Origin of the sequence: Streptococcus mitis (assembly GCF_047464945.1) — a bacterium.
GTDB classification, from domain to species: Bacteria; Bacillota; Bacilli; order Lactobacillales; family Streptococcaceae; genus Streptococcus; species Streptococcus mitis_EA.
This window is the reverse complement of sequence record NZ_JASHAX010000008.1, coordinates 24,412-49,507: the sequence shown is the minus strand read 5'-3', so window position 1 is coordinate 49,507 and position 25,096 is coordinate 24,412. Positions and strand designations below refer to the sequence as shown.

General features: G+C 38.4%; 23 protein-coding genes. 11 read left to right on the top strand and 12 right to left on the bottom strand.

Translation table 11 applies throughout. The features are described from left to right. Positions 1-20: 20 nt before the first annotated feature. The 6 genes from QM424_RS08485 to QM424_RS08460 all read right to left on the bottom strand — a co-directional run bounded on the left by QM424_RS08485 (position 21) and on the right by QM424_RS08460 (position 7,253). Positions 21-1,085, bottom strand: coding sequence for a DUF6574 domain-containing protein (locus QM424_RS08485; protein WP_414394217.1), 1,065 nt, complete (start codon positions 1,083-1,085; stop codon positions 21-23). 57 nt (positions 1,086-1,142) lie between these two features. Beyond that, the gene (locus QM424_RS08480) at positions 1,143-2,054 is read right to left on the bottom strand and encodes a DUF4097 family beta strand repeat-containing protein (RefSeq protein ID WP_414394215.1); all 912 of its coding nucleotides are present in this window, start codon (positions 2,052-2,054) and stop codon (positions 1,143-1,145) included. Beyond that, positions 2,047-2,640: a DUF1700 domain-containing protein gene (locus tag QM424_RS08475; protein WP_000198700.1), complete on the bottom strand. Its 594-nt coding sequence runs from the start codon at positions 2,638-2,640 to the stop codon at positions 2,047-2,049. Before QM424_RS08475 ends, QM424_RS08480 begins: the two co-directional genes overlap by 8 nt. Further along, positions 2,627-2,953 carry a PadR family transcriptional regulator gene (locus tag QM424_RS08470; RefSeq protein WP_138700130.1) on the bottom strand — a complete coding sequence of 109 codons (327 nt, stop codon included), beginning with the start codon at positions 2,951-2,953 and terminating at the stop codon, positions 2,627-2,629. The genes QM424_RS08475 and QM424_RS08470 overlap by 14 nt, the downstream gene beginning before the upstream one ends. Positions 2,954-3,112: 159 nt before the next feature. Then, positions 3,113-5,884: a DUF2971 domain-containing protein gene (locus QM424_RS08465; RefSeq protein WP_153198960.1), complete on the bottom strand. Its 2,772-nt coding sequence runs from the start codon at positions 5,882-5,884 to the stop codon at positions 3,113-3,115. 202 nt (positions 5,885-6,086) lie between these two features. Further along, a complete protein-coding gene (locus tag QM424_RS08460) occupies positions 6,087-7,253 on the bottom strand; it encodes a CynX/NimT family MFS transporter (RefSeq protein ID WP_295331021.1) in 1,167 nt (388 codons plus the stop codon). Positions 7,254-7,403: 150 nt separating this feature from the next. Between QM424_RS08460 and QM424_RS08455 the strand changes: the two genes are divergently transcribed. Both QM424_RS08455 and QM424_RS08450 read left to right on the top strand, forming a co-directional pair. Beyond that, the gene (locus QM424_RS08455; protein WP_257960201.1) at positions 7,404-8,441 is read left to right on the top strand and encodes a glycosyltransferase family 2 protein; all 1,038 of its coding nucleotides are present in this window, start codon (positions 7,404-7,406) and stop codon (positions 8,439-8,441) included. Between the two features lie 67 nt (positions 8,442-8,508). Further along, positions 8,509-10,359 carry a polysaccharide biosynthesis protein gene (locus tag QM424_RS08450; protein ID WP_414394211.1) on the top strand — a complete coding sequence of 617 codons (1,851 nt, stop codon included), beginning with the start codon at positions 8,509-8,511 and terminating at the stop codon, positions 10,357-10,359. Here QM424_RS08450 and QM424_RS08445 read toward each other — a convergent pair. The 4 genes from QM424_RS08445 to sdaAB are packed head-to-tail and all read right to left on the bottom strand — an operon-like array spanning position 10,338 to position 12,830. Beyond that, positions 10,338-10,574 (bottom strand): hypothetical protein, encoded by a 237-nt coding sequence (locus tag QM424_RS08445; RefSeq protein ID WP_414394209.1) that lies wholly within the window; start codon positions 10,572-10,574, stop codon positions 10,338-10,340. The two genes, QM424_RS08450 and QM424_RS08445, sit on opposite strands and share 22 nt — an antisense overlap. A gap of 49 nt (positions 10,575-10,623) precedes the next feature. Then, complete coding sequence (locus tag QM424_RS08440; RefSeq protein WP_414394207.1) at positions 10,624-11,256, bottom strand: HAD family hydrolase; 633 nt, start codon at positions 11,254-11,256, stop codon at positions 10,624-10,626. Positions 11,257-11,277: 21 nt separating this feature from the next. Then, complete coding sequence (gene sdaAA / locus QM424_RS08435) at positions 11,278-12,150, bottom strand: L-serine ammonia-lyase, iron-sulfur-dependent, subunit alpha (RefSeq protein WP_414394205.1); 873 nt, start codon at positions 12,148-12,150, stop codon at positions 11,278-11,280. 8 nt (positions 12,151-12,158) lie between these two features. Next, on the bottom strand, positions 12,159-12,830 hold the full coding sequence (gene sdaAB, locus QM424_RS08430) for an L-serine ammonia-lyase, iron-sulfur-dependent subunit beta (RefSeq protein ID WP_000838912.1): 672 nt from the start codon (positions 12,828-12,830) through the stop codon (positions 12,159-12,161). A 241-nt stretch (positions 12,831-13,071) separates the two neighbouring features. Between sdaAB and apf the strand changes: the two genes are divergently transcribed. Beyond that, on the top strand, positions 13,072-13,692 hold the full coding sequence (apf, locus tag QM424_RS08425; RefSeq protein WP_414394203.1) for an aggregation-promoting factor: 621 nt from the start codon (positions 13,072-13,074) through the stop codon (positions 13,690-13,692). Between the two features lie 50 nt (positions 13,693-13,742). Here apf and QM424_RS08420 read toward each other — a convergent pair whose 3' ends face one another. After that, on the bottom strand, positions 13,743-14,606 hold the full coding sequence (locus tag QM424_RS08420) for a helix-turn-helix domain-containing protein (protein ID WP_414394201.1): 864 nt from the start codon (positions 14,604-14,606) through the stop codon (positions 13,743-13,745). A 322-nt stretch (positions 14,607-14,928) separates the two neighbouring features. Here QM424_RS08420 and QM424_RS08415 point away from each other — a divergent pair, with 322 nt between their 5' ends. The 8 genes from QM424_RS08415 (at position 14,929) to argH (ending at position 23,866) form a co-directional block, all read left to right on the top strand. Further along, the gene (locus tag QM424_RS08415) at positions 14,929-15,516 is read left to right on the top strand and encodes a hypothetical protein (RefSeq protein ID WP_414394199.1); all 588 of its coding nucleotides are present in this window, start codon (positions 14,929-14,931) and stop codon (positions 15,514-15,516) included. A gap of 234 nt (positions 15,517-15,750) precedes the next feature. Continuing rightward, positions 15,751-16,608, top strand: a complete 858-nt coding sequence (locus tag QM424_RS08410) for a helix-turn-helix domain-containing protein (protein WP_414394197.1) — start codon at positions 15,751-15,753, stop codon at positions 16,606-16,608. A 522-nt stretch (positions 16,609-17,130) separates the two neighbouring features. After that, on the top strand, positions 17,131-17,415 hold the full coding sequence (locus QM424_RS08405) for a lactococcin 972 family bacteriocin (protein WP_414394195.1): 285 nt from the start codon (positions 17,131-17,133) through the stop codon (positions 17,413-17,415). Positions 17,416-17,469: 54 nt separating this feature from the next. Further along, a complete protein-coding gene (locus tag QM424_RS08400) occupies positions 17,470-19,578 on the top strand; it encodes a bacteriocin-associated integral membrane family protein (RefSeq protein ID WP_414394193.1) in 2,109 nt (702 codons plus the stop codon). Beyond that, complete coding sequence (locus QM424_RS08395; RefSeq protein ID WP_414394191.1) at positions 19,575-20,216, top strand: ABC transporter ATP-binding protein; 642 nt, start codon at positions 19,575-19,577, stop codon at positions 20,214-20,216. Before QM424_RS08400 ends, QM424_RS08395 begins: the two co-directional genes overlap by 4 nt. A 208-nt stretch (positions 20,217-20,424) precedes the next feature. Next, entirely contained in the window at positions 20,425-21,231 is an 807-nt protein-coding gene (locus QM424_RS08390; protein ID WP_001038480.1) for an ABC transporter substrate-binding protein, read from the top strand. Positions 21,232-21,247: 16 nt separating this feature from the next. Further along, a complete protein-coding gene (locus QM424_RS08385) occupies positions 21,248-22,444 on the top strand; it encodes an argininosuccinate synthase (protein ID WP_261041508.1) in 1,197 nt (398 codons plus the stop codon). A 30-nt stretch (positions 22,445-22,474) separates the two neighbouring features. Next, a complete protein-coding gene (argH, locus tag QM424_RS08380) occupies positions 22,475-23,866 on the top strand; it encodes an argininosuccinate lyase (RefSeq protein WP_414394189.1) in 1,392 nt (463 codons plus the stop codon). Positions 23,867-24,157: 291 nt separating this feature from the next. Here the strand turns inward: argH and QM424_RS08375 are convergent, their stop codons facing one another. Continuing rightward, positions 24,158-25,021 carry a helix-turn-helix domain-containing protein gene (locus tag QM424_RS08375; RefSeq protein WP_414394185.1) on the bottom strand — a complete coding sequence of 288 codons (864 nt, stop codon included), beginning with the start codon at positions 25,019-25,021 and terminating at the stop codon, positions 24,158-24,160. Positions 25,022-25,096 lie beyond the last annotated feature (75 nt).

Sequence of the window (25,096 nt, the reverse complement as noted above, 5' to 3'; positions counted from 1 at the left end):
ATGGATGACAGGATTGAAGTTTAAAGAAAGGCCAAGATACGAAGATAATCTCCAATCAGTGCCACTTCAGCTACAAAGAAGAGGAGGATAATGACTCCGTTCACAAGGACAGACAAGAATAACTGATAGAAGGAGTCGGTTTCACTTGCTTGACTTGGTCTTGTAATAATATGGAGACTGGCAAGTAGAATGATTCCAATGCTAATCACACACAAAAGGGCTGTAAATCGTAGGCTATCAAAGAAGGCAAAGAAACTAGCAATAGCAGTGAGGAAGATTGGAATTGCCAAGAGTTGGCTATATTGTTGGAGAACCTTTTCTAGCGTCCAGTCCTTTTCCTGGTGGATAAATCGTCTCACGACGAAACTACCCAAGAGGAATGAAAAGAAGAAGAGTGTTGTTGCTACTAGGATAGAGATAATCGAAAAGAGATTTAATGAAGCAAATTGTTCAGGGAAGTGATTATGCATAGTTGCTATATGTCCATAGTAAGCATGTTTGATATGGTAGATACTAAAGAAAAAGGAAGATGCAGAAAACAGAATGAGCAAGAGAAAGGCTGTGTAGCTGTGTGTGCTACTTGTTTCAAGCTTGCTTGTAGGAGATTTGAGAGCCTCCACTAGCCAAGACCAAAAATCAAGTACTTGCTCTTTCCATCTATCCGTAGATTTTGGAGCTTGGTCGGGAATATAAGGACTTTCTAAGGATTTACTGAGAAGAAGGGGCTCTTTCGTGGTTGCTTTTTGCTGCGGAAGTGCTTCTTGGTTCTTTTCAGCTTTAGTGACTTTTTCTGTTTCTTTAGAAAGATCTTGCTCTTCTTCAGTAGAATCTAATGCTTTCTTTTCTTCTATTTCTGTTCTCGCTTCACTGTCTTCAGGCGTTTCAATTTTCTCTTCTTGCTGGCTTTCAAGTTCGACTTCAGCTTGAGAGACGTCCTCCTCTATTTGAGTATTTTTTTCAATCGGTGTATCGAGATCGGCTATCGTTTCTTCAGCCTTGTCTGCAACCTCTTGAGCTTGCTCTTCAGGTTTGTTCTTGCTTGTTGTTTTTACAAAATCATTACTTTCAAACCATTCTTGTTTCATGGTAGAACCTCCTTTTTAGTTGTATATACATCATTTTGATAGATATAAGTAGATTTGTTAAGGTTTGTTGGCTGTAGTTTCAAGACTAATATAATCTTCAGCCCTAGCTATGAGTTGACCTTTTACATCGGTTTTTTCAGTTTTGTAAGGGTTGCTTAATTCGTTTGGGTGATGTTGACTCTCATCTCTTGATAACTGATAAATAGGACCATAGTGACTTGATAGGTCTAAGTTGATTTCTTGGCTTTCTTTTTGAGTTAGTGTGATGCTGAGTTCATTTTTAGAAGTTAGTTCTACCTTACCATATACTTTAATATTGTCAACGTAGAAGTGATTTTTTGTTGACTCTAGCTGACTATCTGTAAGGTCTGTATCAAAGATATTGATGATATTTGGTGTTTTGAATTTGCTGTTTTTGATACGACTTCCTTCAATTCGGAGGAGATAACCATTTGTATTGAGAGTTGCATTTTCAAGGCTAGCATTTATGATGGTGGTTTGTCCACGATTGGTTGACACGTTGATCCCTTTTAGACTTCTTCCTTTTGGAACTTGGAGAATAACTTCTTCAAAACGAATAGAGTAGCTGCTTGCGATATGGAGAATCCCGCCAATTCCAGAAGAGAGGAATGGAGTTTCAGACAGTTTTTTATCCGTTAGGCTCAGCGTTTTATCGTTTTGATTTGTGATAAGATCATGGTTAGCAGAAATAGATGGATGGTAAGAAATGTGGATTTGATCATCCAAAGAGTCTGTGATGGTCAGTGCGTGTTGGTGGAGAGTAATTTCTAGGTTTTCGACTTCCTTGCCAAAGGTTAGCTCTTCCGTACGGCTATCATAGACAGGTTCTTTGGACATGGCAAGTAGGCTCTTAATTCCGTCAGATTGGATGCCTACAAAGAGCAGGATAAAGCCGATAACGGTAGTCACCACACCAAAAATGAGAAATCCTTTTGTCAATTTACGCATGCTGGTCACCTCTCTTTCCTTTTTTGAGAACAAATTGCACCAGGCGAACAATGAGTAGACCGAAGAAGCGGGCTACATAGGAAATACCTAGTAAGACTAGTGAAGAAGCACCGATAGCCAGTAAACCAGAACCAAAAATCAAGATAAAGGCTGATTTAGCTTGGGCTAAGACAGTGAAACTTTCAACTAAAAATAGGAATCCGCCGATGATACCAAGTATGGAAACCGCAAAGAAAGCTAGAATGACAGTCAAGGCTGCCACAAGGATTGCGAACAGGGACACGAGGATGGCGATTCCCAGAGGAATACCGATAGGGGCTGCAAGGAGGGCTAACAAGGCGATATGCAAAATTTGTCGGTTATTTTTTTGAGCGGGTGCCTCATTGATTTTTTTATCGAGAAGATTGGAGAGGACTTCGTGAGCTGCTTCCTTAGGAGTTCCCAAGCTAGCGATGAGTTCTTCTTCTCCTTCGACTCCAGCATCGTCAAAGAGTTCCCTGAAATAGTCCATGGCTTCAATTTGGTCAGCCTGAGGCAGTTTTTTGAGATAAAGTTCTAGCTGAGTCAGGTATTCAGTTCTTGTCATGGCGGATACTCCCTTCTATGATGCCATTGATGGTGTCTGTATAGAGTGTCCATTCATCTTTTAGGGTTACGAGCTGTTCTATACCACCATTTGTCAAGGAGTAGTATTTGCGCATGCGACCCTGGAACTCTCTAGAATAGGTTGTCAGAAAGCTATTGCCTTCCAATTTTTTGAGAATGGGATAGAGTGTGGATTCTTTGATATTAGCGATCAGCTTAATGGTCTGGCTAATCTCATAACCATAAGAATCACCCTGCTCCAGTACAGCCAAGATGAGAAATTCAATCAAGGCAGAGGATGTTGGAAAGTACATGGGGAACCTCCTTTTCTAATGTATAAGATTTTTATATATAATTTTTCTACACATACATTGTACATCTAAAAGAAAGCCCTGTCAAGAGAAATGTGTAAAATTTTTATATATAAAAAAACTCCTAGGAAAAATTAGGAGTTTAGGGGAGTTTATCCGTCTTTATCTAAATTTTATCGTAGATTTTTTATAGTTAATTTCCTTATCTAAGAGTTTTAATAGAGGAGTTACGTATTCAGGATTTGGAAACTTAGGGCCGAAAATGACTTCATCGATTTGAATCTTTTCTTTTCTCTCCAGATAAAGTTTACCGAATTCAGGAGAATAATCAATTTTTATTTTGTTATTATCTGGTATTAGGTTAGCGTATTGCAGAATACGTAATTCTTCTTCATACTTATAATCGACCGATTTGAATAGGTAGCGGATTTCTTCTATACAGTCAGCAATGGCTTTTTTATAGAATGAATCCTCTGAATTTTTATAGTCTCTTAATTCTGATTTTAAATCCTCTAACAATCCTTTTAATCGCGTTACTTCTTCATTGGTGAATAGTTCACTTTCTTCGATGTCGAATTGGTCATTGGAGTAATGAACATAAGCTACGCGATATAAATAATCCGTATCATTATTCAGTGTAGAATGTTTGTCTTCATAATTTTGTACACTTTCATTGCCTCTAGTTGACTTCTCTTTGTCGGATTCATTTAGAGAGTTATCGTTTTGGATTTCAACACTTGATTTCATTTTATGACCGATTTGTTTATCTGAGTTTTTTTGATACCAAGGAAGGTCACTAAGTGAATGATAACGAGCAAAATCATTCTCATTCAGTACAATACAGACCCCTTCTGCATTATTTCCATATTGCGACCACATGGCTAGGTCGTCTGTTTTGCTAGTGAAACTCATTAAAAACCAAGAGCTAGGTTCCAAAGGATTGCGTTTTTCTAATTTTAAAATTTCTTCTAGAATGACCCCTTCTTCAGGGTCGTTCATATAGTTGGCGTTATTCAGGCGTGTCTTTCCTGAGATGGAAAATGGAGCTTTATCCTCTTTTCCTAGTATGCTTTGGAGTGCTTCTCCTGAAGTATAGTGACCAAATTTTAGTTTTCTATTTTTGTCTTCAGCCTTCAATCCAAGCTCATACTTAATTTGTTGGACAAGCGTGTAAATTTTAATTAGCTTATTGATTTTTTTGGAGTCTTTTCCGTAATGCTCTATCCAATTTTTTAAAATATCGTATTTTGTATCGGAGATGATACCAAGTTTTAAGGTGCGAATAAGCAAATTTTTCTCTTTTTCATCTTTCCCTTCTTCAATAGATGAATCAAAACAAAGTTTATCCAGAGCTTTTACGATATTAGTAGTGGAAATCTGAACTTGATCTTGCTTAAATTGTTCTTCGTTTTCGAGTATTCCGATGAACATATTTAAAATTTTGATACTCGGAATAGACTCTAAGGATTGATAGATATCGTTTAGGAGATTTGATTGATCTATTTGATTATTCTTTACCAAATCCATCCGAGCCGTAAGATATTGAACAGTAATTTCTTCAGATTGTACGAATCTATCGTGTAGTCTTTTTAGTTTATCTATGATTTCAAGTTTTTCTTCTTCATTTTGTTGTTTGGTGATAATTTTGGCAAGAGCTTCAGCGTAGTATAAAGTGATATCTTCATTTTTTTCAAAATTTAAAGCTATTTTCTTTAGTTTAGAAACCGTATCATTCAATTTATCTAAGTTGGTTTGTTCAAGTGATAAATTGACTAAAGCCATAGCATATTGTAAAGCAATGTCTTCAGATTGATTGAACTGTTCAAAAATTTGTTGGGCTGAATGAATGGTCTTGTTCAGTTCTTCTACATTTATTTGTTTAGCTGACAAATTGACTAAAGCCATAGCATATTGTAACGCAATTTCTTCAGAATTTTGGAACTTTAAGGTTAAAGCTTCTATTTCTGATATGGATTCTTTACGCTCTTTGATATCATTTTGTCTGTTTGAAAGATTGAATAAAGCCATAGCATATCGTAGCGCAATTTTTTCAGACTGATTGAACTGTTCAAAAATTTGTTGGACTGAATGAATGGTCTTGTCCAGTTCTTCTACATTTACTTGTTCAGCTGACAAATTGACTAAAGCCATAGCATATTGTAAAGCAATGTCTTCAGATTGATTGAACTGTTCAAAAATTTGTTGGACTGAATGAATGGTCTTGTTTAGTTCTTCTACATTTATTTGTTTAGCTGACAAATTGACTAAAGCCATAGCATATCGTAACGCAATTTCTTCAGAATTTTGGAACTTTAAGGTTAAAGCTTCTATTTCTGATATGGATTCTTTACGCTCTTTGATATCATTTTGCCTGTTTGAAAGATTGTATAAAACCGTAGCGTATCGTAACGAAATGTCTTCAGATTGCTTGAACTGCTCAAAAATTTGTTTGACTGAACTAACGGTATCGCCTATTTCTTCTATATTTACTTGTTCAGCTGACAAATTGACTAAAGCCATAGCATATTGTAACGCAATGCTTTCAGATTGCTTGAACTGCTTAAAGATTTGTTTGACTGAATTAGCAGTATTCCCCCTCCCTTCTACATTTACTTGTTCAACTGACAAATTGACTAAAACCATAGCGTATTGTAAAGCAATGTCTTCAGACTGCTCAAACTGCTCAAAAATTTGTTTGACTGAATTCACAGTCTTACCTATTTCTTCTACATTTACTTGTTCAACTGACAAATTGAACAAAATCCTAGCATATCGTAACGCAATCTCTTCTGCTTCAGGATATTGTTCATAAATTATTCTTGCTTTTTCTGCTAGAGCTTCACAGGCAGTCTTATCTGTCTCCTTGGTTGATAAGTAAAAGAGCTTATCTAACTCTGCTAAACTCTCTTCCAAATTGTATTTCTGTTCATCCATTCTATGTACCTCGTTTAAAATAGTAGCTATCTTATAAACTAATTTATTTTCGCATGACAATTAGTTTCTATACATCTTATTATATCAAAAATGCCATTTTTCTGCTAATAGATGGATGGTGCTTTTTCTTGATAGAAACGCCTAAAAAACCAGACAGAGTCTGGCTTTGCATTGTTTATATCTGATAAGTATTTTAGAATAATTAAAGGATTTTATCAGCTCTGTCCACTGTAAAGAGGGCCACAGTCATCAGGAGATCGACGAGTAAGAGGGCAGCAACAGCTGGCACCCAAGAGTGGAAAAAATCAAAACTGTAACCAAAGAGAGTTGGCCCAAAGGCTGCTAGGATATAGCCTCCTGTTTGAGATAGGCCGGACAATTGGGCTGTCTTTTCAGGAGCGCTTGTCTTGAGTGAAAAGTTGACCATGAGATAGGGGAAGAGGGCGCTGGTTGCGGTTCCGATGAGGAGATGGATGGCAAGCCAGTAAAAGAAATTACCGATTGGGAAAAAGAGCATGGAAATGCCGACCACACCAGCCAGTGAGACCAGAGTGAGCATGAGCTGACGGTTGCGAGTTGACAAGCTGGTTGTCAGGCTTGGGATGGTCATTGAAAAAGGAATGCTAATCAGAGAGAAGATAGAAGTGAGCAAGCCAGCTTCGTGACTGGATAGACCTGCGTGGATGGCCATGGTAGGTAACCAAGTCATAGCAGTGTAAAAGAGCAAGGATTGAAAACCTGCAAAGACAATCACTGCCCAGACCTGTTTATTATGCATGACCTTTGCTTTGCTTTTTTGTTTGGTTTGCGGAGCCAGTTTGTGATTATAGCGGTGATTTGGGAGCCATACTAAAAAAGTTGCTAGACAGAGCAGGGTGAGGAGGATGATAAGTCCTTTCCAAGAACTGGCTTGTGTAATAGGCACGGCTAGATAGGAAGCAAGAGCCGTCGCAACCCCCATAGAAGTTACATATAAGGTGGTCAGAAAACCAATTTTCTTTGGTTGATTGGCTTGGATGAGACTAGGAAGCAGAACATTGATGACTGCGATACTTGCCCCAACCATCAAGGTTCCTAGATAGAGCAGGGGCAGATTGATTAGTCGAATGAGAGAACCGATGGTCAAGAAGAAAAGGCTGTAGGTGAAGAGATGCTCCAAGCCGATTTTTTGAGCCAGTCGGGTAGAAAATAGTGAGAAGAGGGTAAACATGAGGAGGGGAAGGCTGGTCAAGACACCAAGCGAACTAACTTCTACTCCCAGTCCTTGAGAAATATCTCCCAAAATAATGGGTAAAACAGTAAAAGGAGTCCGCAAGGAAACACCAATTAGGATAATACCTGGAACAAAAAAGAGTGATTGCTTTTTCATATAATACCTCTTCTAGCTGATTTTAATAACAGCTTATTTTAAGGCTTTTTCCCTATAATGTCAAGTAAGGTTTCTGGCTTTCAAGATAAAAATGGGAAAGTCTTGAAAATTATGATAAAATAGTGGAAGGAAAAATTCAGGAGAGTAGTAGTGACTCAAAATGTTGACAGTCTTCTCGTATCCATTGTAATCAGTGCATACAATGAAGAAAAATATTTGCCTGGTCTAATTAAAGACTTAAAAAATCAAACCTATCCTAAAGAGAATATTGAAATTCTATTTATAAATGCTATGTCTACGGATGGGACCACAGCTATCATTCAGGAATTTATAAAAGAAGATACAGAGTTTAACTCAATTAGATTGTATAACAATCCTAAGAAAAATCAAGCTAGTGGTTTTAACTTGGGCGTTAAACATTCTGTAGGAGACCTTGTTTTAAAAATTGATGCCCATTCAAAAGTTACTGAGAGTTTTGTAATGAACAATGTGGCTGTTATTCAACAAGGTGAATCTGTTTGTGGGGGACCTAGACCGACGATTGTTGAAGGAAAGGGAAAATGGGCAGAGATCCTGCATCTTGTTGAGGAAAATATGTTTGGTAGTAGCATTGCCAATTACCGAAATAGTTCTGAGGATAGATATGTTTCTTCCATTTTTCATGGGATGTATAAACGAGAGGTTTTCCAGAAGGTCGGTTTAGTAAATGAGCAACTTGGACGAACTGAAGATAATGATATTCATTATAGAATTCGAGAGCATGGTTATAAAATACGTTATAGCCCAAGTATTCTATCTTATCAGTATATTCGACCAACATTCAGGAAAATGCTGCATCAAAAATATTCAAATGGTTTGTGGATTGGCTTGACAACTCATGTTCAGCCTAAGTGTTTATCACTATTTCACTATGTCCCTTGTTTATTTGTTTTGAGTTTTGTGTTTAGCCTAGCATTATTACCATTCACATTCTTATTTATAACTTTACTATTAGGTACTTATTTTCTACTTTTATTACTGCTCACTTTTCTGACTTTATTAAAACATAAAAATGGATTTCTAATTGTGATGCCCTTTCTTTTATTTTCCATTCACTTTGCTTATGGCCTTGGGACGATTGTAGGTTTAATTAGAGGGATTAAATGGAAGAAGGAGTACAAGGGAACAGTTATTTATTTGGAAAAATAAGCCAAATAACTTAAAATATGATACAATAACAATATAGTAAAACTCTTTTAAGGAGGAGTAGATTGACATGAATAAAAAACTAACAGATTATGTGATTGATCTGGTGGAAATTTTAAATAAACAACAAAAACAGGTTTTCTGGGGAATATTTGATATTTTCAGTATGGTGGTTTCCATCATTGTATCTTATATTTTATTTTATGGGCTGATTAATCCAGCACCTGTTGACTACATCATCTATACGAGTTTGGCCTTCCTGTTCTATCAATTGATGATTGGATTTTGGGGGTTGAATGCTAGTATTAGTCGTTACAGCAAGATTACGGACTTTATGAAAATCTTTTTTGGTGTGACTGCTAGCAGTGTTTTGTCTTATGGAATCTGCTATGCCTTCTTGCCACTCTTCTCCATCCGTTTCATCATTCTCTTTATCTTGTTGAGTACCTTCTTGATTTTATTGCCACGGATTACTTGGCAGTTAATCTACTCCAGACGCAAAAAAGGCAGTGGTGATGGAGAACACCGCCGTACCTTCTTGATTGGTGCCGGTGATGGTGGGGCTCTCTTTATGGATAGTTACCAACATCCAACTAGTGAATTAGAACTGGTCGGTATCTTGGATAAGGATTCTAAGAAAAAGGGTCAAAAACTTGGTGGTATTCCTGTTTTGGGCTCTTATGAAAATCTGCCTGAATTAGCTAAACGCCATCAAATCGAGCGTGTTATCGTTGCGATTCCGTCGCTGGATCCGTCAGAATATGAACGTATCTTGCAGATGTGTAATAAGCTGGGTGTCAAATGTTACAAGATGCCTAAGGTTGAAACTGTTGTTCAAGGTCTTCACCAAGCAGCTACTGGCTTCCAAAAAATTGATATTACGGACCTTTTAGGCCGTCAGGAAATTCGTCTTGACGAATCGCGTCTGGGCGCAGAACTGACAGGTAAGACCATCTTAGTCACAGGGGCTGGTGGTTCAATCGGTTCTGAGATCTGTCGCCAAGTTAGCCGTTTCAATCCTGAACGTATCGTCTTGCTCGGTCATGGGGAAAATTCCATCTACCTTGTTTATCATGAATTGATTCGCAAATTCCAAGGGATTGATTATGTACCAGTGATTGCCGATATTCAAGACTATGACCGTCTCTTGCAAGTCTTTGAGCAGTACAAGCCAGCTATTGTTTATCATGCGGCTGCCCACAAGCACGTTCCTATGATGGAGCGTAATCCAAAAGAAGCCTTCAAAAACAATATTCGTGGAACTTACAACGTTGCTAAGGCTGTTGATGAAGCCAAAGTACCTAAGATGGTTATGATTTCGACAGATAAGGCGGTTAATCCACCAAATGTTATGGGAGCAACCAAGCGCGTGGCTGAGTTGATTGTCACTGGCTTTAACCAACGTAGCCAATCAACCTACTGTGCGGTTCGTTTTGGAAATGTTCTTGGTAGCCGTGGTAGTGTCATTCCAGTCTTTGAACGTCAGATTGCTGAAGGTGGTCCTGTAACGGTCACAGACTTCCGCATGACCCGTTACTTTATGACCATTCCAGAAGCTAGCCGTCTGGTTATCCATGCTGGTGCTTATGCCAAGGATGGAGAAGTCTTTATCCTTGATATGGGCAAACCAGTCAAAATCTATGACTTGGCCAAGAAAATGGTCCTTCTAAGTGGACACACCGAAAGCGAAATTCCAATTGTTGAAGTTGGAATCCGCCCAGGCGAAAAACTTTACGAAGAACTCTTGGTTTCGACCGAATTGGTTGATAACCAAGTTATGGATAAGATTTTCGTTGGTAAGGTTAATGTCATGCCTCTAGAAGCTATCGATAAAAAGATTGAAGAATTCCGAACTCTCAGTGGAGATGAATTGAAGCAAGCTATTATCGCTTTTGCTAATCAAACAACCCACGTTGAATAAAAAAGAAAAGCGCATATTATCAAGTTGTTCATAAGAACCTTGGTAATATGCGTTTTGTTATGTAGAGATTTATACTCTTCGAAAATCTCTTCAAACCACGTCAACGTCGCCTTGCCGTAGATATGGTTACTGACTTCGTCAGTTCTATCCACAACCTCAAAACAGTGTTTTGAGCAGCCTGTGGTTACTTTCCTGGTTTGCTCTTTGATTTTCATTGAGTATTACTTCATTTTCTTCTGAAATGGAGTTGTTGCCCAGTCTATGTTATTGAAAATACGCCAAAACCTCTAAGGGTTTGTGGGCGATATAATCAGGCTGATAGTTTAGTAGATCTGCTTGCTCTCCAAATCCCCAAGTGACGGCCAATTTCTGAATGCCTGTTTCTTGAGCTCCCAGCATATCAAACTTGGTATCTCCGATGATGATGGCTTGTTCTGGTGCTAGTTGATGTGTCTGCAAGGCTTGGCGGATGACATCTGCCTTATGGGGTGCTTCAGGGCTGGAACCATAAATGCCATCAAAGAAATGATGGATTCCCAAGTTTTTAGTCATATCTTGAGCGGTAGGGGTATTCTTTGTAGTGGTGATATAAAGAGGGTAATTCTTAGATAGTTCTTGAAGCAAGTCTACAATCTGAGGAAAGAGTTGAGCTTCATGGATGCCTTTTGCCTTGTAGTAAGAACGGTATATCTGGACAGCCTCAGAAATTTGTTCTTTAGGCAGGCAGGTCGCAAAACTACTTTCAAGAGGCGGTCCCATAAAACCACGAATAGTTTTGGCATCAGGGCTAGGCACCCCGAGCTCCTTAAAAGTATGAGTAAAGGCATTGTGAATCCCGATAGAACTGTCAACGAGGGTTCCGTCCAGATCGAAAAAGATAGCTGAGATAGAGGTCATGGTTTCTCCTATTTGATAAACTTATTCTCCGAAAATTTCTTTTTGGAGGCGACGACCAGTAGGTGTGGCAGCGAGTCCACCTTCAGCCGTTTCACGAAAGGCAGTTGGCATGCTTGCTCCTACTTGATACATGGCATCGATCACTTCATCCACAGGAATTTTAGATTCGATCCCTGCCAAGGCCATGTCTGCTGCGATGAAGGCAAAGCTGGCTCCCATGGCATTACGTTTAACACAGGGAACTTCAACTAAGCCGGCAACAGGGTCACAGATGAGGCCCAGCATATTTTTAATGACAAAGGCAATGGCCTGGCTGGCCTGATGAGGTGTTCCGCCTGCAGCTAGAGTCAAGGCTGCAGCACTCATAGCAGATGCTGAACCAACCTCAGCTTGGCAACCGCCTTCAGCACCTGAGATAGAGGCGTTGTTTGCGATGACTAGTCCAAAGGCACCGGCAGCAAAGAGGAAATCCAGCTGTTGTTCGTGGCTGAGGTCTAATTTTTCAATAGCAGCAGTGAGAACGGAAGGGAGACAGCCAGCACTTCCTGCGGTCGGAGTAGCGCAGACCAAGCCCATTTTAGCATTGTGTTCATTGACTGCGATGGCATTTCGGGCAGCAGAGAGAATCGTGTAATCTGACAGAGTTTTTCCGTTTTTGATGTAGTGGTCCAATTTGGCAGCATCTCCACCTGTCAGGCCACTACGAGATTTATTTTCATTGAGGCCAAGTTGGACAGAGGCTTTCATGACTTCCAGATTGCGTTCCATGAGAAGGAGGACTTCTTCACGTTCGCGACCAGTCAATTCAAACTCTGTTGTAATCATGAGTTCTGCGACATTTCCTTGAAAGTCCAGTTCTGCCTGCTCGACCAATTCTTTGATAGAATAAAACATGCTTCCTCCTATTTAAAGAAATTGACATTGTGGAGATGAGGGATTTTACGAATTTCTTCGATGGCCTCATCACAGTTGCGACTGTCGACTTCGATAATCATAATGGCTTTTTCACCAGCTTTTTCACGAGTGACATTCATCTGGGCGATATTGATACCATAGCGTGAAAGGGCTTCTGTTACGAGGGCAATCATACCTGGAATATCTTGATGAACAATGATGATAGTCGGTGTATTCATATTGAGAGAGACGGCAAAGCCATTGAGTTCGGTGACCTGAATATTCCCTCCACCGATAGAAATACCAGTTACGCTGATGGTCTTGTGGGCATTTTTAACAGTAATTTTAGTGGTATTAGGGTGCGGAGCATTACTGTCTTTCTGAATAGTCCAGACAATCTTAATACCGCGCTTGTGGGCAATCTCCAGACTATTTGGGATTTCAGGATCGTCTGTATCCATGCCCAAAATACCTGCAACAAGGGCTAGGTCTGTTCCGTGACCACGATAGGTCTTGGCAAATGAGTTAAAAAGTTGGAATTCGACTTCTGTCGGAGTATCATCAAAAATGGAAGAGACGATCTTCCCAATACGAACAGCACCAGCGGTATGGCTACTAGATGGGCCAATCATAACTGGTCCGATGATATCAAAGACAGATTGAAAACGAAGTGATTTCATCAGTTTCCCCTTATAAAAATTCTTATCTCTATTATATCAAAGAATAAAGGTCTTGACTTTAATTGTGGATGAAAACCTTTCTAATACCTTAAATAGCATAAAAATAGTATCTTTTATGACAAAAAACACATTATTTAGGGAAATAAAAAATAATTTTGTAATATTTCTACATAAAAGTGTCAAGAAACGGTAATATTTAAAAGGTATCATAGAACTATAGAAAGAAGGAGAATTTTCAAATATGAAATCAACAACTAAAAAGATTAAAACAACTCTTGCAGGAGTAGCTGCCTTGTTTGCAGTATTTGCTCCATCATTTGTATCTGCTCAAGAATCATCAACTTACACTGTTAAAGAAGGTGATACACTTTCAGAAATCGCTGAAACTCACAACACAACTGTTGAGAAATTGGCAGAAAACAACCACATTGACAACATCCATATGATTTATGTTGGTCAAGAGTTGGTTATCGACGGTCCAGCAGCGCCAGTAGCACCAGCTTCAACGACTTATGCAGCACCAGCTGCTCAAGATGAAACTGTTTCAGTTCCAGCAGCAGAAACTACAGAAGTAGAGGAGGAAACTCCAGTAGTAGGTGAAACAGTAGCAGAAGAAACGGTTGCTTCAACTGTAAGCGGATCTGAAGCAGAAGCCAAAGAATGGATCGCTCAAAAAGAATCAGGTGGTAGCTACACAGCTACAAACGGACGTTACATCGGACGTTACCAATTGACAGATTCATACTTGAACGGTGACTACTCAGCTGAAAACCAAGAACGTGTAGCAGATGTCTACGTTGCAGGACGTTACGGTTCATGGACAGCCGCTAAAAACTTCTGGCTTAATAACGGCTGGTATTAAGAAATAACGAACAGAATAATATGAAAAGGTCGAGGAAATCCCTCGACTTTTTATATTTCTTTCGGTTGATAATAGGTCTCCACTTCTTTTTTGAGATGAGACAGCATAGAAGTTTCCTCGGTCAGCTCTAGAAGTGAGAAACCTTTTTGGATAAATTTAGCATCATCCCTACAAATTCCGATACGGACATAGCAGATAGCAAGCCTATCGTAGTGCTTCTTTTTCTTAGCATCCTCTAGTAAAGTATAGCAGATTTGTTGACACATATTTTTGTCTTGATGGTATAAGTAAATGGTGGACAGATTGAGTAGGATTGCCATTCGTAAGTCATATAAATGTTGGTAGTTTTTATAGACTTCTAAGCGTTGCAGGATTTTTCCAGTAATGAGATGGAGGTGATCAATGGGAAAGCTGAAAAGGATGGTATTGAGGATTTTTAGGTCATTTTCATACCATGTATCTTGTTTTTCAATTTTTTCCCAAAGTTTTGTGACAGTCTGTTTCACTTGGTTTGACAGTTGCTCTGTATCATGTTGACGGATATGAATGACAACTTCCAACATATCTCTGATTTCTTCTATGGGCAGGTCGTGGTGGGTTTTGAGATAGTCTTGGCATTTTTGAAATAGTTTTTCGAGTTCACTAGTCCCTAGGGTTGAGCTCATATTGAGATAGGTTTGCATGATTTCTGTTCGTTGGCTCGGTTGATAGAGATGGCAGATGTAGTCAAACTCTTCAAAACTCATATTGATTTGCCGGAGAAGAAACTCCATATTTTCATATTTGGGAGTTGCCTTGCCACTTTCAATCTTTGATAGGCTGGTTCTTGAGAGGACATTTCCACAGACCTCTTCTTGGGTCAAGCCTTTTGACTCACGTATTTCTTTATAGACCTTTCCGAAATCATAACGCATGATTTTCTCCTTTTCGTGAAAAAAGTTAACAAATAATAAAATCCTATTAAAAATATTGTATCATAGTAATATAAAAAGTAAAAAAGAAAGCTAAAATAAGTTTGGTGTAATTTTAATATGGGGTTAATGAGTACTATGATGTAGCTAGAAAAGGGGTGGAAAAATGTTTAAAAATAAGGAACTTTTTCGAGTAGTCATGATATTTGTGATAGGAATTATCCTAATTTTAATGACACCCGTCTTATTTAAAGTTGTTATGGAACTATTTTCAAAATAGATAAGCCTCTGCTTTAGGCGGAGTAGTGAATCAGGAGGTTAAGTGATGAACTACAATTTAAAATATCTTTTATCAGGAATATTTGTCCTAGTCTTTATCGGTTTCCTAGTCTGGATGCGTTATTTTAATCAGAAGAAGGAAGAAGAGCATTCGGATGTGTCTTTTGAAGTGAGATTAGACAGTGAGGTCAAGACCTTATATAAACAACTAGGATTGGGTGAGGAGCCTCATTATTTCTTAGCGTATCGCTACCTACATCCCTGGTTTAATCTAGCGATTTTACCACCAACAGTTGAAATTTTCTTAACTAAAATAGCGCTGGTGATGGTAACTCCAGATGAACTACTGATAAGAAATATTGGTAATGGGATGACTTTCACAAGTGAGCATCATCGTGATTTGCGACAAGGACTTATCCGCATTCCAAAATCAGAGATAAAAGAATTTGAGATTCGCAACTGGAAAAAAGTTTTTATATTGGGCGATTTTTTGACAATTAAAACAAGCCAACATAGTTATTATTTACAGGTTAGAGATGATGGACTTCAAAAAGGAAGTCTTTCTGCCAAACATTTCTCAGACTTGAAGAGCCAAGATTTTCTCGGATTGTTGACAGATAAAAGGACATTCTGATAGACAATTGCCCAAAAATTTAAGCTCTGAATATTCAAAAACCACACAGTATCCCTTGCAATTTGATTGTGTTCAAGATTGGAATGACAGTGTGGTTTTATTTAGAAGTTAGTTTTTGCTAGCCTTTTTTTGCTTACATGTAGGGAAATCTGTTCACTCTTTGTAGACAATTTGATATAATCTTCTCAAAAAGTAGTATAATGTTTTTATAGAATATAAATAGTGGTGGATAGCATGCATGCATTATTAGCAACAAGATTAAAAAATAAGCGAAAAGAGCTGGGCTGGTCGCAAAAAGAGTTGGCAGAAGGAATTTGCCAACAAACTCAGATAAGTCGCATGGAACAAGGTAAATATATGCCAGGAGCAGATTTGTTATATAAATTATCTGAAAAAATGAGCTTAAATATGGACTATTTCTTTTCAGGAGAAATTTCGAAAGAGTTTCTAGGCTTGTCTGCTTTCAAGAGATTGTCTGAAACATTATTGGAAAATCAAGATTACGCCTCTTTGCAATATGCTTTTGAGGGAGAAAGAAAGCAACAGATTTCCTTATCTTTTGATGAAAAGATTTATCTGGACTGGATAGATGCCATTCTAACCTATCAATGCGAACATCAATTAAAACTAGCTATTTCAAAAATAGAGGACATCCTCAGTAGGATTAGTATTGATAAAGTGGACTACTTATATATTTTGAATACCCTGCTGATTTTCTTAGGCTATGATGAGGATAAGGAGAAATTTGAACAACTATATGAACAGGTTTCCGTAGCTCTTTCAAAAATCGATACCAGTGTGCGTGAACAAATTGAGTTGTATATCAAAATAAAATACAATTATTGTTACCACCTTTGGAAACAGGAGGAGATGGACAAGTCCAGATTGCTATTATTGGAGATGATTGAATTTTGTAACAAGTATCATAGTAGCTTTAGGTTAGCAGATTTATATTGCTTGTTGGGAAATGTAACAGAGGATCTTGATATCTCTGTTGCTAAGGACTATTATATGAAAGCTAAGGTGCTTTATCTAATTGAAAATAATGAAGTTATGGCACTCAAGGTAGAACAATATCTGATGGATAAGTAGTCAGAGAACGTATGAGGCTGGGAAAAAAGTCTTTAAAATAAAGAAACACATAATATCAGGTTTTGAAAAAACTGATACTATGCGTTTTATTATGGGGATATTTACTTCATTTTATCCTGAAATTGAGTTTTTGACCATCCTCTTCATACACAAAAATAACTATAATTCTTTTTTAAAAAAATATATGATTTTTTACTTTAATTGCTTGACAGTTTATATATGTTGATTTATAATATAGGTGAAAGAAGGTGGCAAGATGGGAAAATTAAAATTCGAATATTTGAAAGCGCTATCTATATTGCTTATTGTGCTAATTCTACTGAGTAATAGTCGAAGTTTTATTAGTACTACTCTAGTTACTCAAGGTATTGATACAGGAGCGTACTATTCTCCCGGTTAAAAATAAGTTCGTTGTTAAAGAATGAGATAGAAGGAAGGTGAGTCCAATGGTCTACGATACTTGTTGATAAATTACTATAGCTGTTTTTACGGAACAGCTCTCGATAATAGGAGAAATAAATCATGAGAAAATTAGTTAAAATTGGTGTTGCATCTTTAATGGTATGTGGTATACTTGCTACTACAAATGCTTTAGCAGTATGGGTTGAGGGTGGTCAATGGAACTATGGAGTAGGTTGGACAGGAACTTTTGGTTATTCTGATTATTTACATTCTACTCGCTCTCATACAGCAACTGTTAAGCATGGAGGTAGAATCTCTAAGGATCGTGAAGATCCCGAGGTTTGGGCTAAAGCTGCCCTTAATAAAATTCCACCAACGGGAATGGAATATTTCTATGGATTTTAATTAAAATTCTCCCTCTCCTATTAGGAGAGGGAGAACTTTAGTGGAGGTACTTTTATGAAAAAAATCAGTCATCTTTGTATGTTTCTGCTGTTGCTGTGTACCACTTTTTTTGTTTTTAATGTAAACTACACACGTGAAGCGGTTCGGATTCGGGAAATGGGAAAGACTGTAGATTCTTTGGATTTGTATTTGAAAGATATTAACGAACCTGCAGCGTCTGTTCTTCGATTTTTTGAGGATGTATCAAAGGAGTACAAGGTCTCCATCATCAAAACAGACAGTGGTGATGAGGTAATCAAGTCTGGTGTTTTTGATAAAGATACCTTCCCCTACCAAGAGTTTGGGATTTCTTCTCTTGATTTTACCACAGATGGTGAAGGAGTCTACAGTAATAAAGAAATTTCTAATAAACTTGGTACGATTCCGACCTTTCTAAAAGCCAAGCCTATTCAGCTTATGACTTTTCAAACCTATATCAAGGATACATCTCGTAGTTTAAATGGTCGCTATACGATAACTTCTACACAAGAGATGGATAAGGATAGGATTGTACAGAGATGGAGCGATTTTTTCAAGATAGACCAGGCTACCTTGCTAGAGCCTACCTATAAAAGTGCAGTGGAAGTCATAAATCGAGATTTGCTTTTATCTGCCATTGTTTTTGTCTTGGCTATTTTACTTCTTGTGTTAGTAACAGTATATCAGCCAATGATGAAGATGAAACGAGTGGGGGTTCAAAAGTTACTTGGTTTTCAAAGCAGGGCAATTTTAGCTGGTTTTGTAAAGACTAATTTTTATCTTCTCTTGGGTGGAAGTCTTGTCATTGACTTGGGACTATTTTTAGTGCTGGACTACAGACCAAAACTTTTGTTCCCAAGTTTACTCTTATCCCAAGTCCTACTTTTACAGTTGTATTTGTTCATCAGTTGGCTGACCTACCTGATGATTCAAAAAATGACAGTCAGCTCTATGTTGAAAGGTTTTTCATCTGTCAAACTTGGTCTCATCTTCAATTATGTGATGAAAATAGGGACAACTATTTTATTGACGGTTTTACTGATTGGGGTGGGCAGAAGTCTAGAACAAGAAAACAAAGAACTTACTTATCAGCAACAGTGGGTAAGCCAAGGAAATTACCTGACCTTAGAAACCTTCAAACTCAATGATAATCTGTGGCAAGAAGAGCTAGCAGGGTCAGGGAAATCTACAGATTATTTCTACCAATTTTATCAAGACTTGCTAGCAAAAACACAAGTAAACTATGTGCGAAGTGGGAGTCTTCCTATCAAACCAGTCATCAAAGCAGAACAAGTACAGCACTACCAACTGCCTGATAAAGTAGATGTTTACTATGCAAACCGTCAATTTTTAGAGAGTAAGGGCTTTAAGTTACCTGATATCGGCACTAAAAAGGTGATTTTGTTTCCAGCCAGTGACAAAGGACAAGAAGGCAAGAATCAGTTCTTGGGAAAATCCATCGCCTATCTTTCTATGAAGTATGAAGATCAACAAAAGAAAACAATAGAAGATATGGATGTAGAAATTGCCTACTATGAAGGAGATTGGTCTTTCTTCCCTTATAATAATGAGCGAAAGGAAAATCTCCACAATCCAATCATTAGTCTAGTAAATGATCAAGACATGATGTGGGAAGAAAAGACTCGCTTGTCAACGACAGATTTAAACAACCCGATGAAAGTTGAAAATACAGAACAAAATCAAAAAGTGATTACGGAGTTAGTTGAGAAATTATCAGATGGGAATTATTTAAAATTTTCATCGATTCAAGCCATTCAACAAGAGAAAGTGGATTCTTATCGAGATGCAGTTCGAAATCTTAATATACTCTTTGCTTTGTTTGGTCTCCTTAGCATGATGATTTCCTACTTTTTACTCGTTACTACTTTCTTATTGAAGCGCAGGGATATCATTACCAAGAAGTTTATGGGGTGGAAACTGGTCGATCGCTACCGCGCTCTCTTAGTTCTGCTCTTGATGGGCTATAGTCTGCCTCTTCTAGTCTTGATTTTCTTTGCCCATGCGCTCTTGCCACTCCTGCTGTTTGCAGGCTTTACATGTCTGGATATGCTATTTGTGCTAGTCTTGGCTTCTAGGATGGAGAAAAGAAGTCTAGTAGAGTTATTGAAAGGGGGCATCTTATGATTGAGTTGGAAAATATTACCAAAACCATTGGAGGAAAAGTGATTTTGGATCACTTGTCTCTCAGGATTGATCAGGGGGATTTGGTTGCCATCGTTGGAAAAAGTGGTAGTGGTAAGTCGACCTTGTTAAATTTATTAGGTTTGATAGATGGTGATTATAGCGGACGGTATGAGATTTTTGGTCAGACAAATCTAGCGGTCAATTCTGCTAAGTCGCAAACAATAATCCGTGAACATATCTCTTATCTGTTTCAAAATTTTGCCCTGATTGATGATGAAACGGTCGAGTACAATCTCATGCTGGCGCTGAAATATGTGAAATTGTCCAAGAAAGACAAACTCAAAAAGGTGGAAGAGATTTTAGAGAGAGTAGGTTTGTCAGCTACTTTGCACCAAAAGGTCTCCGAGTTGTCTGGTGGCGAACAACAACGAATTGCAGTTGCTAGAGCCATTTTAAAACCCAGCCAGTTGATTTTAGCCGATGAACCAACAGGTTCGCTGGATCCTGAAAATAGAGATTTGGTCTTGAAGTTTCTCTTAGAGATGAATCAAGAGGGGAAAACAGTCATTATTGTGACCCACGATGCTTATGTAGCCCAACAATGTCATCGCGTCATTGAATTGGGCGAGGGGAAATGAGTTCGTTCGGCTTCTTTTGACTGACTGAATACTCATGTTTTCCAGAGAGAGAAATAGCATAAATACGCCTAGAAATGACATTTTTATGTAGTATTTCTAGGTTTTTTTATTTCAAATTGAAAATTTTTTCAATTTAGGCTTGACAAACGATGAGGATAGGAGTATTATTTATACAACAAAAAAGAATAAACATAAAGGAGGTTTTGTTATGAATAAGATGAAGAAGGTGTTGATGACGATGTTTGGTTTAGTGATGCTCCCCCTACTATTTGCTTGTAGTAACAATCAATCGGCTGGAATTGAAGCCATCAAGTCCAAAGGAAAATTGGTTGTAGCCCTCAATCCAGATTTTGCTCCATTTGAATATCAAAAAGTGGTTGATGGGAAAAATCAGATTGTGGGTTCAGATATCGAATTAGCCAAGGCTATCGCAACAGAACTAGGTGTCGAATTGGAACTATCTCCCATGAGTTTTGACAATGTACTGGCTAGTGTTCAATCAGGAAAAGCTGACCTTGCCATATCAGGTGTTTCTAAGACAGATGAACGGAGCAAGGTGTTCGATTTTTCAACTCCCTACTATACTTCAAAAAATAAGCTCATTGTCAAAAAATCTGATTTAGCCACTTATCAGTCTGTCAACGACTTAGCGCAGAAAAAGGTCGGAGCGCAGAAAGGTTCGATTCAAGAGACGATGGCGAAAGATTTGCTACAAAATTCTTCCCTCGTATCTCTGCCTAAAAATGGGAATTTAATCACAGATTTAAAATCAGGACAAGTGGATGCCGTTATTTTTGAAGAACCAGTTGCCAAGGGATTTGTGGAAAATAATCCTGATTTAGCAATCGCAGACCTCAATTTTGAAAAAGAGCAAGATGATTCCTACGCGGTCGCCATGAAAAAAGATAGTAAGGAATTGAAAGAGGCAGTCGATAAAACCATTCAAAAGTTGAAGGAGTCTGGGGAATTAGACAAACTCATTGAGGATGCCTTTAAAGCATCCATTGAAAAATAGAAAGAAGGAAAAGAATATGAGTAAAGAAAAAGTAATTTTGGCCTATTCTGGCGGTTTGGACACATCAGTTGCTATTACATGGTTAAAGAAAGATTATGATGTTGTTGCAGTTTGTATGGATGTGGGTGAAGGGAAAGACTTAGATTTCATCCATGATAAGGCTCTTAAGGTTGGGGCAGTCGAATCTTATGTCATTGATGTTAAGGACGAATTTGCTACAGATTATGTGCTAGTGGCTCTTCAGTCACATGCCTACTATGAACAAAAGTACCCCTTGGTATCTGCCTTGAGCCGCCCTCTTATTTCTAAAAAATTGGTTGAAATAGCGCATCAGACAGGAGCGACTACAATTGCTCATGGTTGTACTGGTAAGGGGAATGACCAAGTGCGTTTTGAAGTATCGATTGCAGCCTTGGATCCCAATTTAAAAGTGATTGCGCCAGTTCGTGAATGGAAATGGTCTCGGGAGGAAGAAATTCATTATGCTAAGGAAAATGGGGTACCTGTTCCTGCTGACCTTGACAATCCCTACTCTGTCGACCAAAATCTTTGGGGACGTGCCAATGAGTGTGGTATTTTGGAAAATCCATGGAATCAGGCTCCAGAAGAAGCCTTTGGCATCACATCTTCTCCAGAGCAAGCTCCAGACACGCCAGAATACATTGAGATTGAGTTTAGTGAAGGTGTTCCAGTTTCCCTCAATGGAGAAGGGCTAAAATTGGCAGATTTGATTCAAAAACTCAATGAAATAGCTGCAAAACATGGGGTTGGACGGATTGACCACGTGGAAAATCGCTTAGTTGGGATTAAATCAAGAGAAATCTATGAATGCCCAGGGGCAGTGACCTTGCTGACAGCTCATAAGGAAATTGAGGACTTGACGCTTGTGAGAGAAGTGGCTCATTTTAAACCAATCATAGAAAATGAATTATCAAATCTCATTTATAATGCTTTGTGGTTTAGTCCAGCTACACAAGCCTTGATTGCTTATATTAAAGAGACTCAAAAAGTTGTCAATGGGACTGCAAAAGTCAAACTCTATAAGGGAAGTGCTCAGGTAGTGGCTCGGAAATCACCAAATTCTCTTTACGATGAAAATTTGGCGACTTATACCAGTGCAGATACCTTTGACCAAGATGCAGCTGTTGGCTTTATTAAGTTGTGGGGACTTCCAACCAAGGTTCATTCTGAGGTTCAAAAAAGCGCCAAATAGGGCGCGATTGGATAGAGAGGTGGATGTGATATGGCTAAGAATACAAAATTATGGGGTGGTCGCTTTGAAGGTACTGTCGAAGACTGGGTAGAGCGCTTTGGTGCGAGTATATCTTTTGACCAGAAATTAGCTAAATTTGATGTGATTGGTTCTTTAGCCCACGTTCAGATGTTGGGTCAGACGGGCATTTTGAGTTTGAAGGAGTCAGAAAAGATTCAAGCAGGCTTGAAAGAGCTTCTAGAAGAGCTAGAGGCAGGCCAACTTGACTTTGATATCGCAAACGAAGATATTCACATGAATATGGAAGTGTTGCTGACAGAAAAAATTGGTCCCCTTGCAGGGAAGTTACATACAGCTCGTTCTCGAAATGACCAAGTTGCGACAGATATGCACTTGTATCTCAAGGAGCAACTAGGCCATGTCCTAGATAAACTGGCTCATCTCAAAGGTGTTTTATTAGACTTGGCGGAAAATCATGTGGAGACGATCATGCCGGGTTATACCCATCTGCAACATGCCCAGCCTATTAGTTTTGCCCACCACCTGATGGCTTACTACAATATGTTTCAAAGAGACAGTGAACGTTTTGAATTTAACCAGAAGCATACAGACCTATGCCCTCTAGGTGCGGCAGCTTTGGCAGGGACGACTTTCCCCATTGATCGTCAATTGTCTAGCGATTTGTTAGAGTTTAAGCAACCTTATACAAATTCTTTGGATGCTGTTAGTGACCGCGATTTTATCTTAGAATTTCTATCCAACGCCAGCATACTCATGATGCATATGAGCCGTTTTTGCGAAGAAATGATCAATTGGTGTAGTTTTGAGTACCAATTCATTACCTTGTCAGATACGTTTACAACAGGTTCCTCTATTATGCCACAAAAGAAAAATCCAGATATGGCTGAGTTGATTCGAGGAAAGACTGGTAGAGTTTATGGGAATCTGTTTGGACTATTGACAGTCATGAAGTCCTTGCCTTTAGCTTATAATAAGGATTTGCAAGAGGATAAGGAAGGAATGTTTGACACGGTCGAAACGATTTTAAATTCCCTCGATGTGTTGGCTGGTATGTTATCTAGTTTGCAGGTAAACAAGGAAAAAATGCAAGAGTCGACAGAGAAGGACTTTTCAAATGCGACTGAGTTGGCAGATTATTTGGCAGGGAAAGGCTTGCCATTTAGAGAGGCTCATGAGGTTGTGGGAAGATTAGTGTTAGACTCTATCAAGTCTGCTAAAAATATTCAAGATTGGACTTTGGAGGAATTGCAAACCTATCATTCCCTCATTGCTGAGGATATTTATGTCTACTTGCAACCTAAAACTGCTGTTCAAAGACGAAATTCTTTGGGAGGTACAGGGTTTGACCAAGTGAAATACCAGATAGAACAAGCTAAGAAAGAACTTAAAGGGAAAAATTGATTTGTTTGCAAAGTAAGAAAGAGAGGCTGAGATGATTTATCAGCCTCTTTCTTATCGTTAAAAAAGTGAGAGATATTGACTTTTGAAAAAAGATGTCATAATTGAGTTGGGATAAACGTAAAAGTCATACTTTCTCGTTAAATCGTTCGGCGATTCATAGTGACATGGACACATAGTAGTAAGCACACCATGTGGCTTGGCAGAGCTAAAAATTTCTGGCTTAACAACGACTGGTATTAAGAAATAACGAACAGAATAATATGAAAAGGTCGAGGAACCCCCTCGACTTTTTTATAATTTCTTTGGTTGATAATAGGTCTCTACTTCTTTTTTGAGATGAGACAGCATAGAAGTTTCCTCGGTCAGCTCTAGAAGTGAGAAACCTTTTTGGATAAGTTTAGCATCATCCCTACAAATCCCGATGCGGACATAGCAGATAGCAAGCCTATCGTAGCTTTTCTTGTTCTTGGCATCTTCTAGTAAAGTGTAGCAGATTTGCTTACACATGTTTTTGTCTTGATTGTATAAGTAAATGGTGGAAAGGTTGAGTAGGATTGCCATTCGTAAGTCATATAAATGTTGGTAGTTTTTATAGACTTCCAAGCGTTGCAGGATTTTTCCAGTAATGAGATGGAGGTGATCAATGGAAAAACTGAAAAGAATGGTGTTGAGGATTTTCAGATCACTCTCATACCATGTATCTTGTTTTTCAATTTTCCTCCAAAGTTTCTTGACAACCTGTTCTGCGTGATCTGATAGTTCCCCTGTCCCGTGTTGACGGATATAAATGACAACTTCAAGCATGTCTCTGATTTCTTCTACAGGGAGATCGTGGTGGGTCTTGAGGTAGTCTTGGCATTTTTGAATTAAATTGACAAGATCGCTGGTCCCGATAATGGAACGCATATTGAGATAGGTTTGCATAATTTCTGTACGTTGACTTGGTTGATAAAGTTGACAGATATATTCAAACTCTTCAAAACTCATATTGATTTGACGGAGAAGAAATTCCATATTTTCATATTTTGGGGTTGTCTTACCGTTTTCGATTTTTGATAGGCTGGTTCTTGAGAGAACACCCCCACAGACATCTTCTTGGGTCAGCCCCTTTGACTCACGTATTTCTTTATAGACCTTTCCGAAATCATAACGCATGATTTTCTCCTTTTCGTGAAAAAAGTTAACAAACAATAAAATTTTGTTAAAAATATTGTATCATAGCAATGTAAA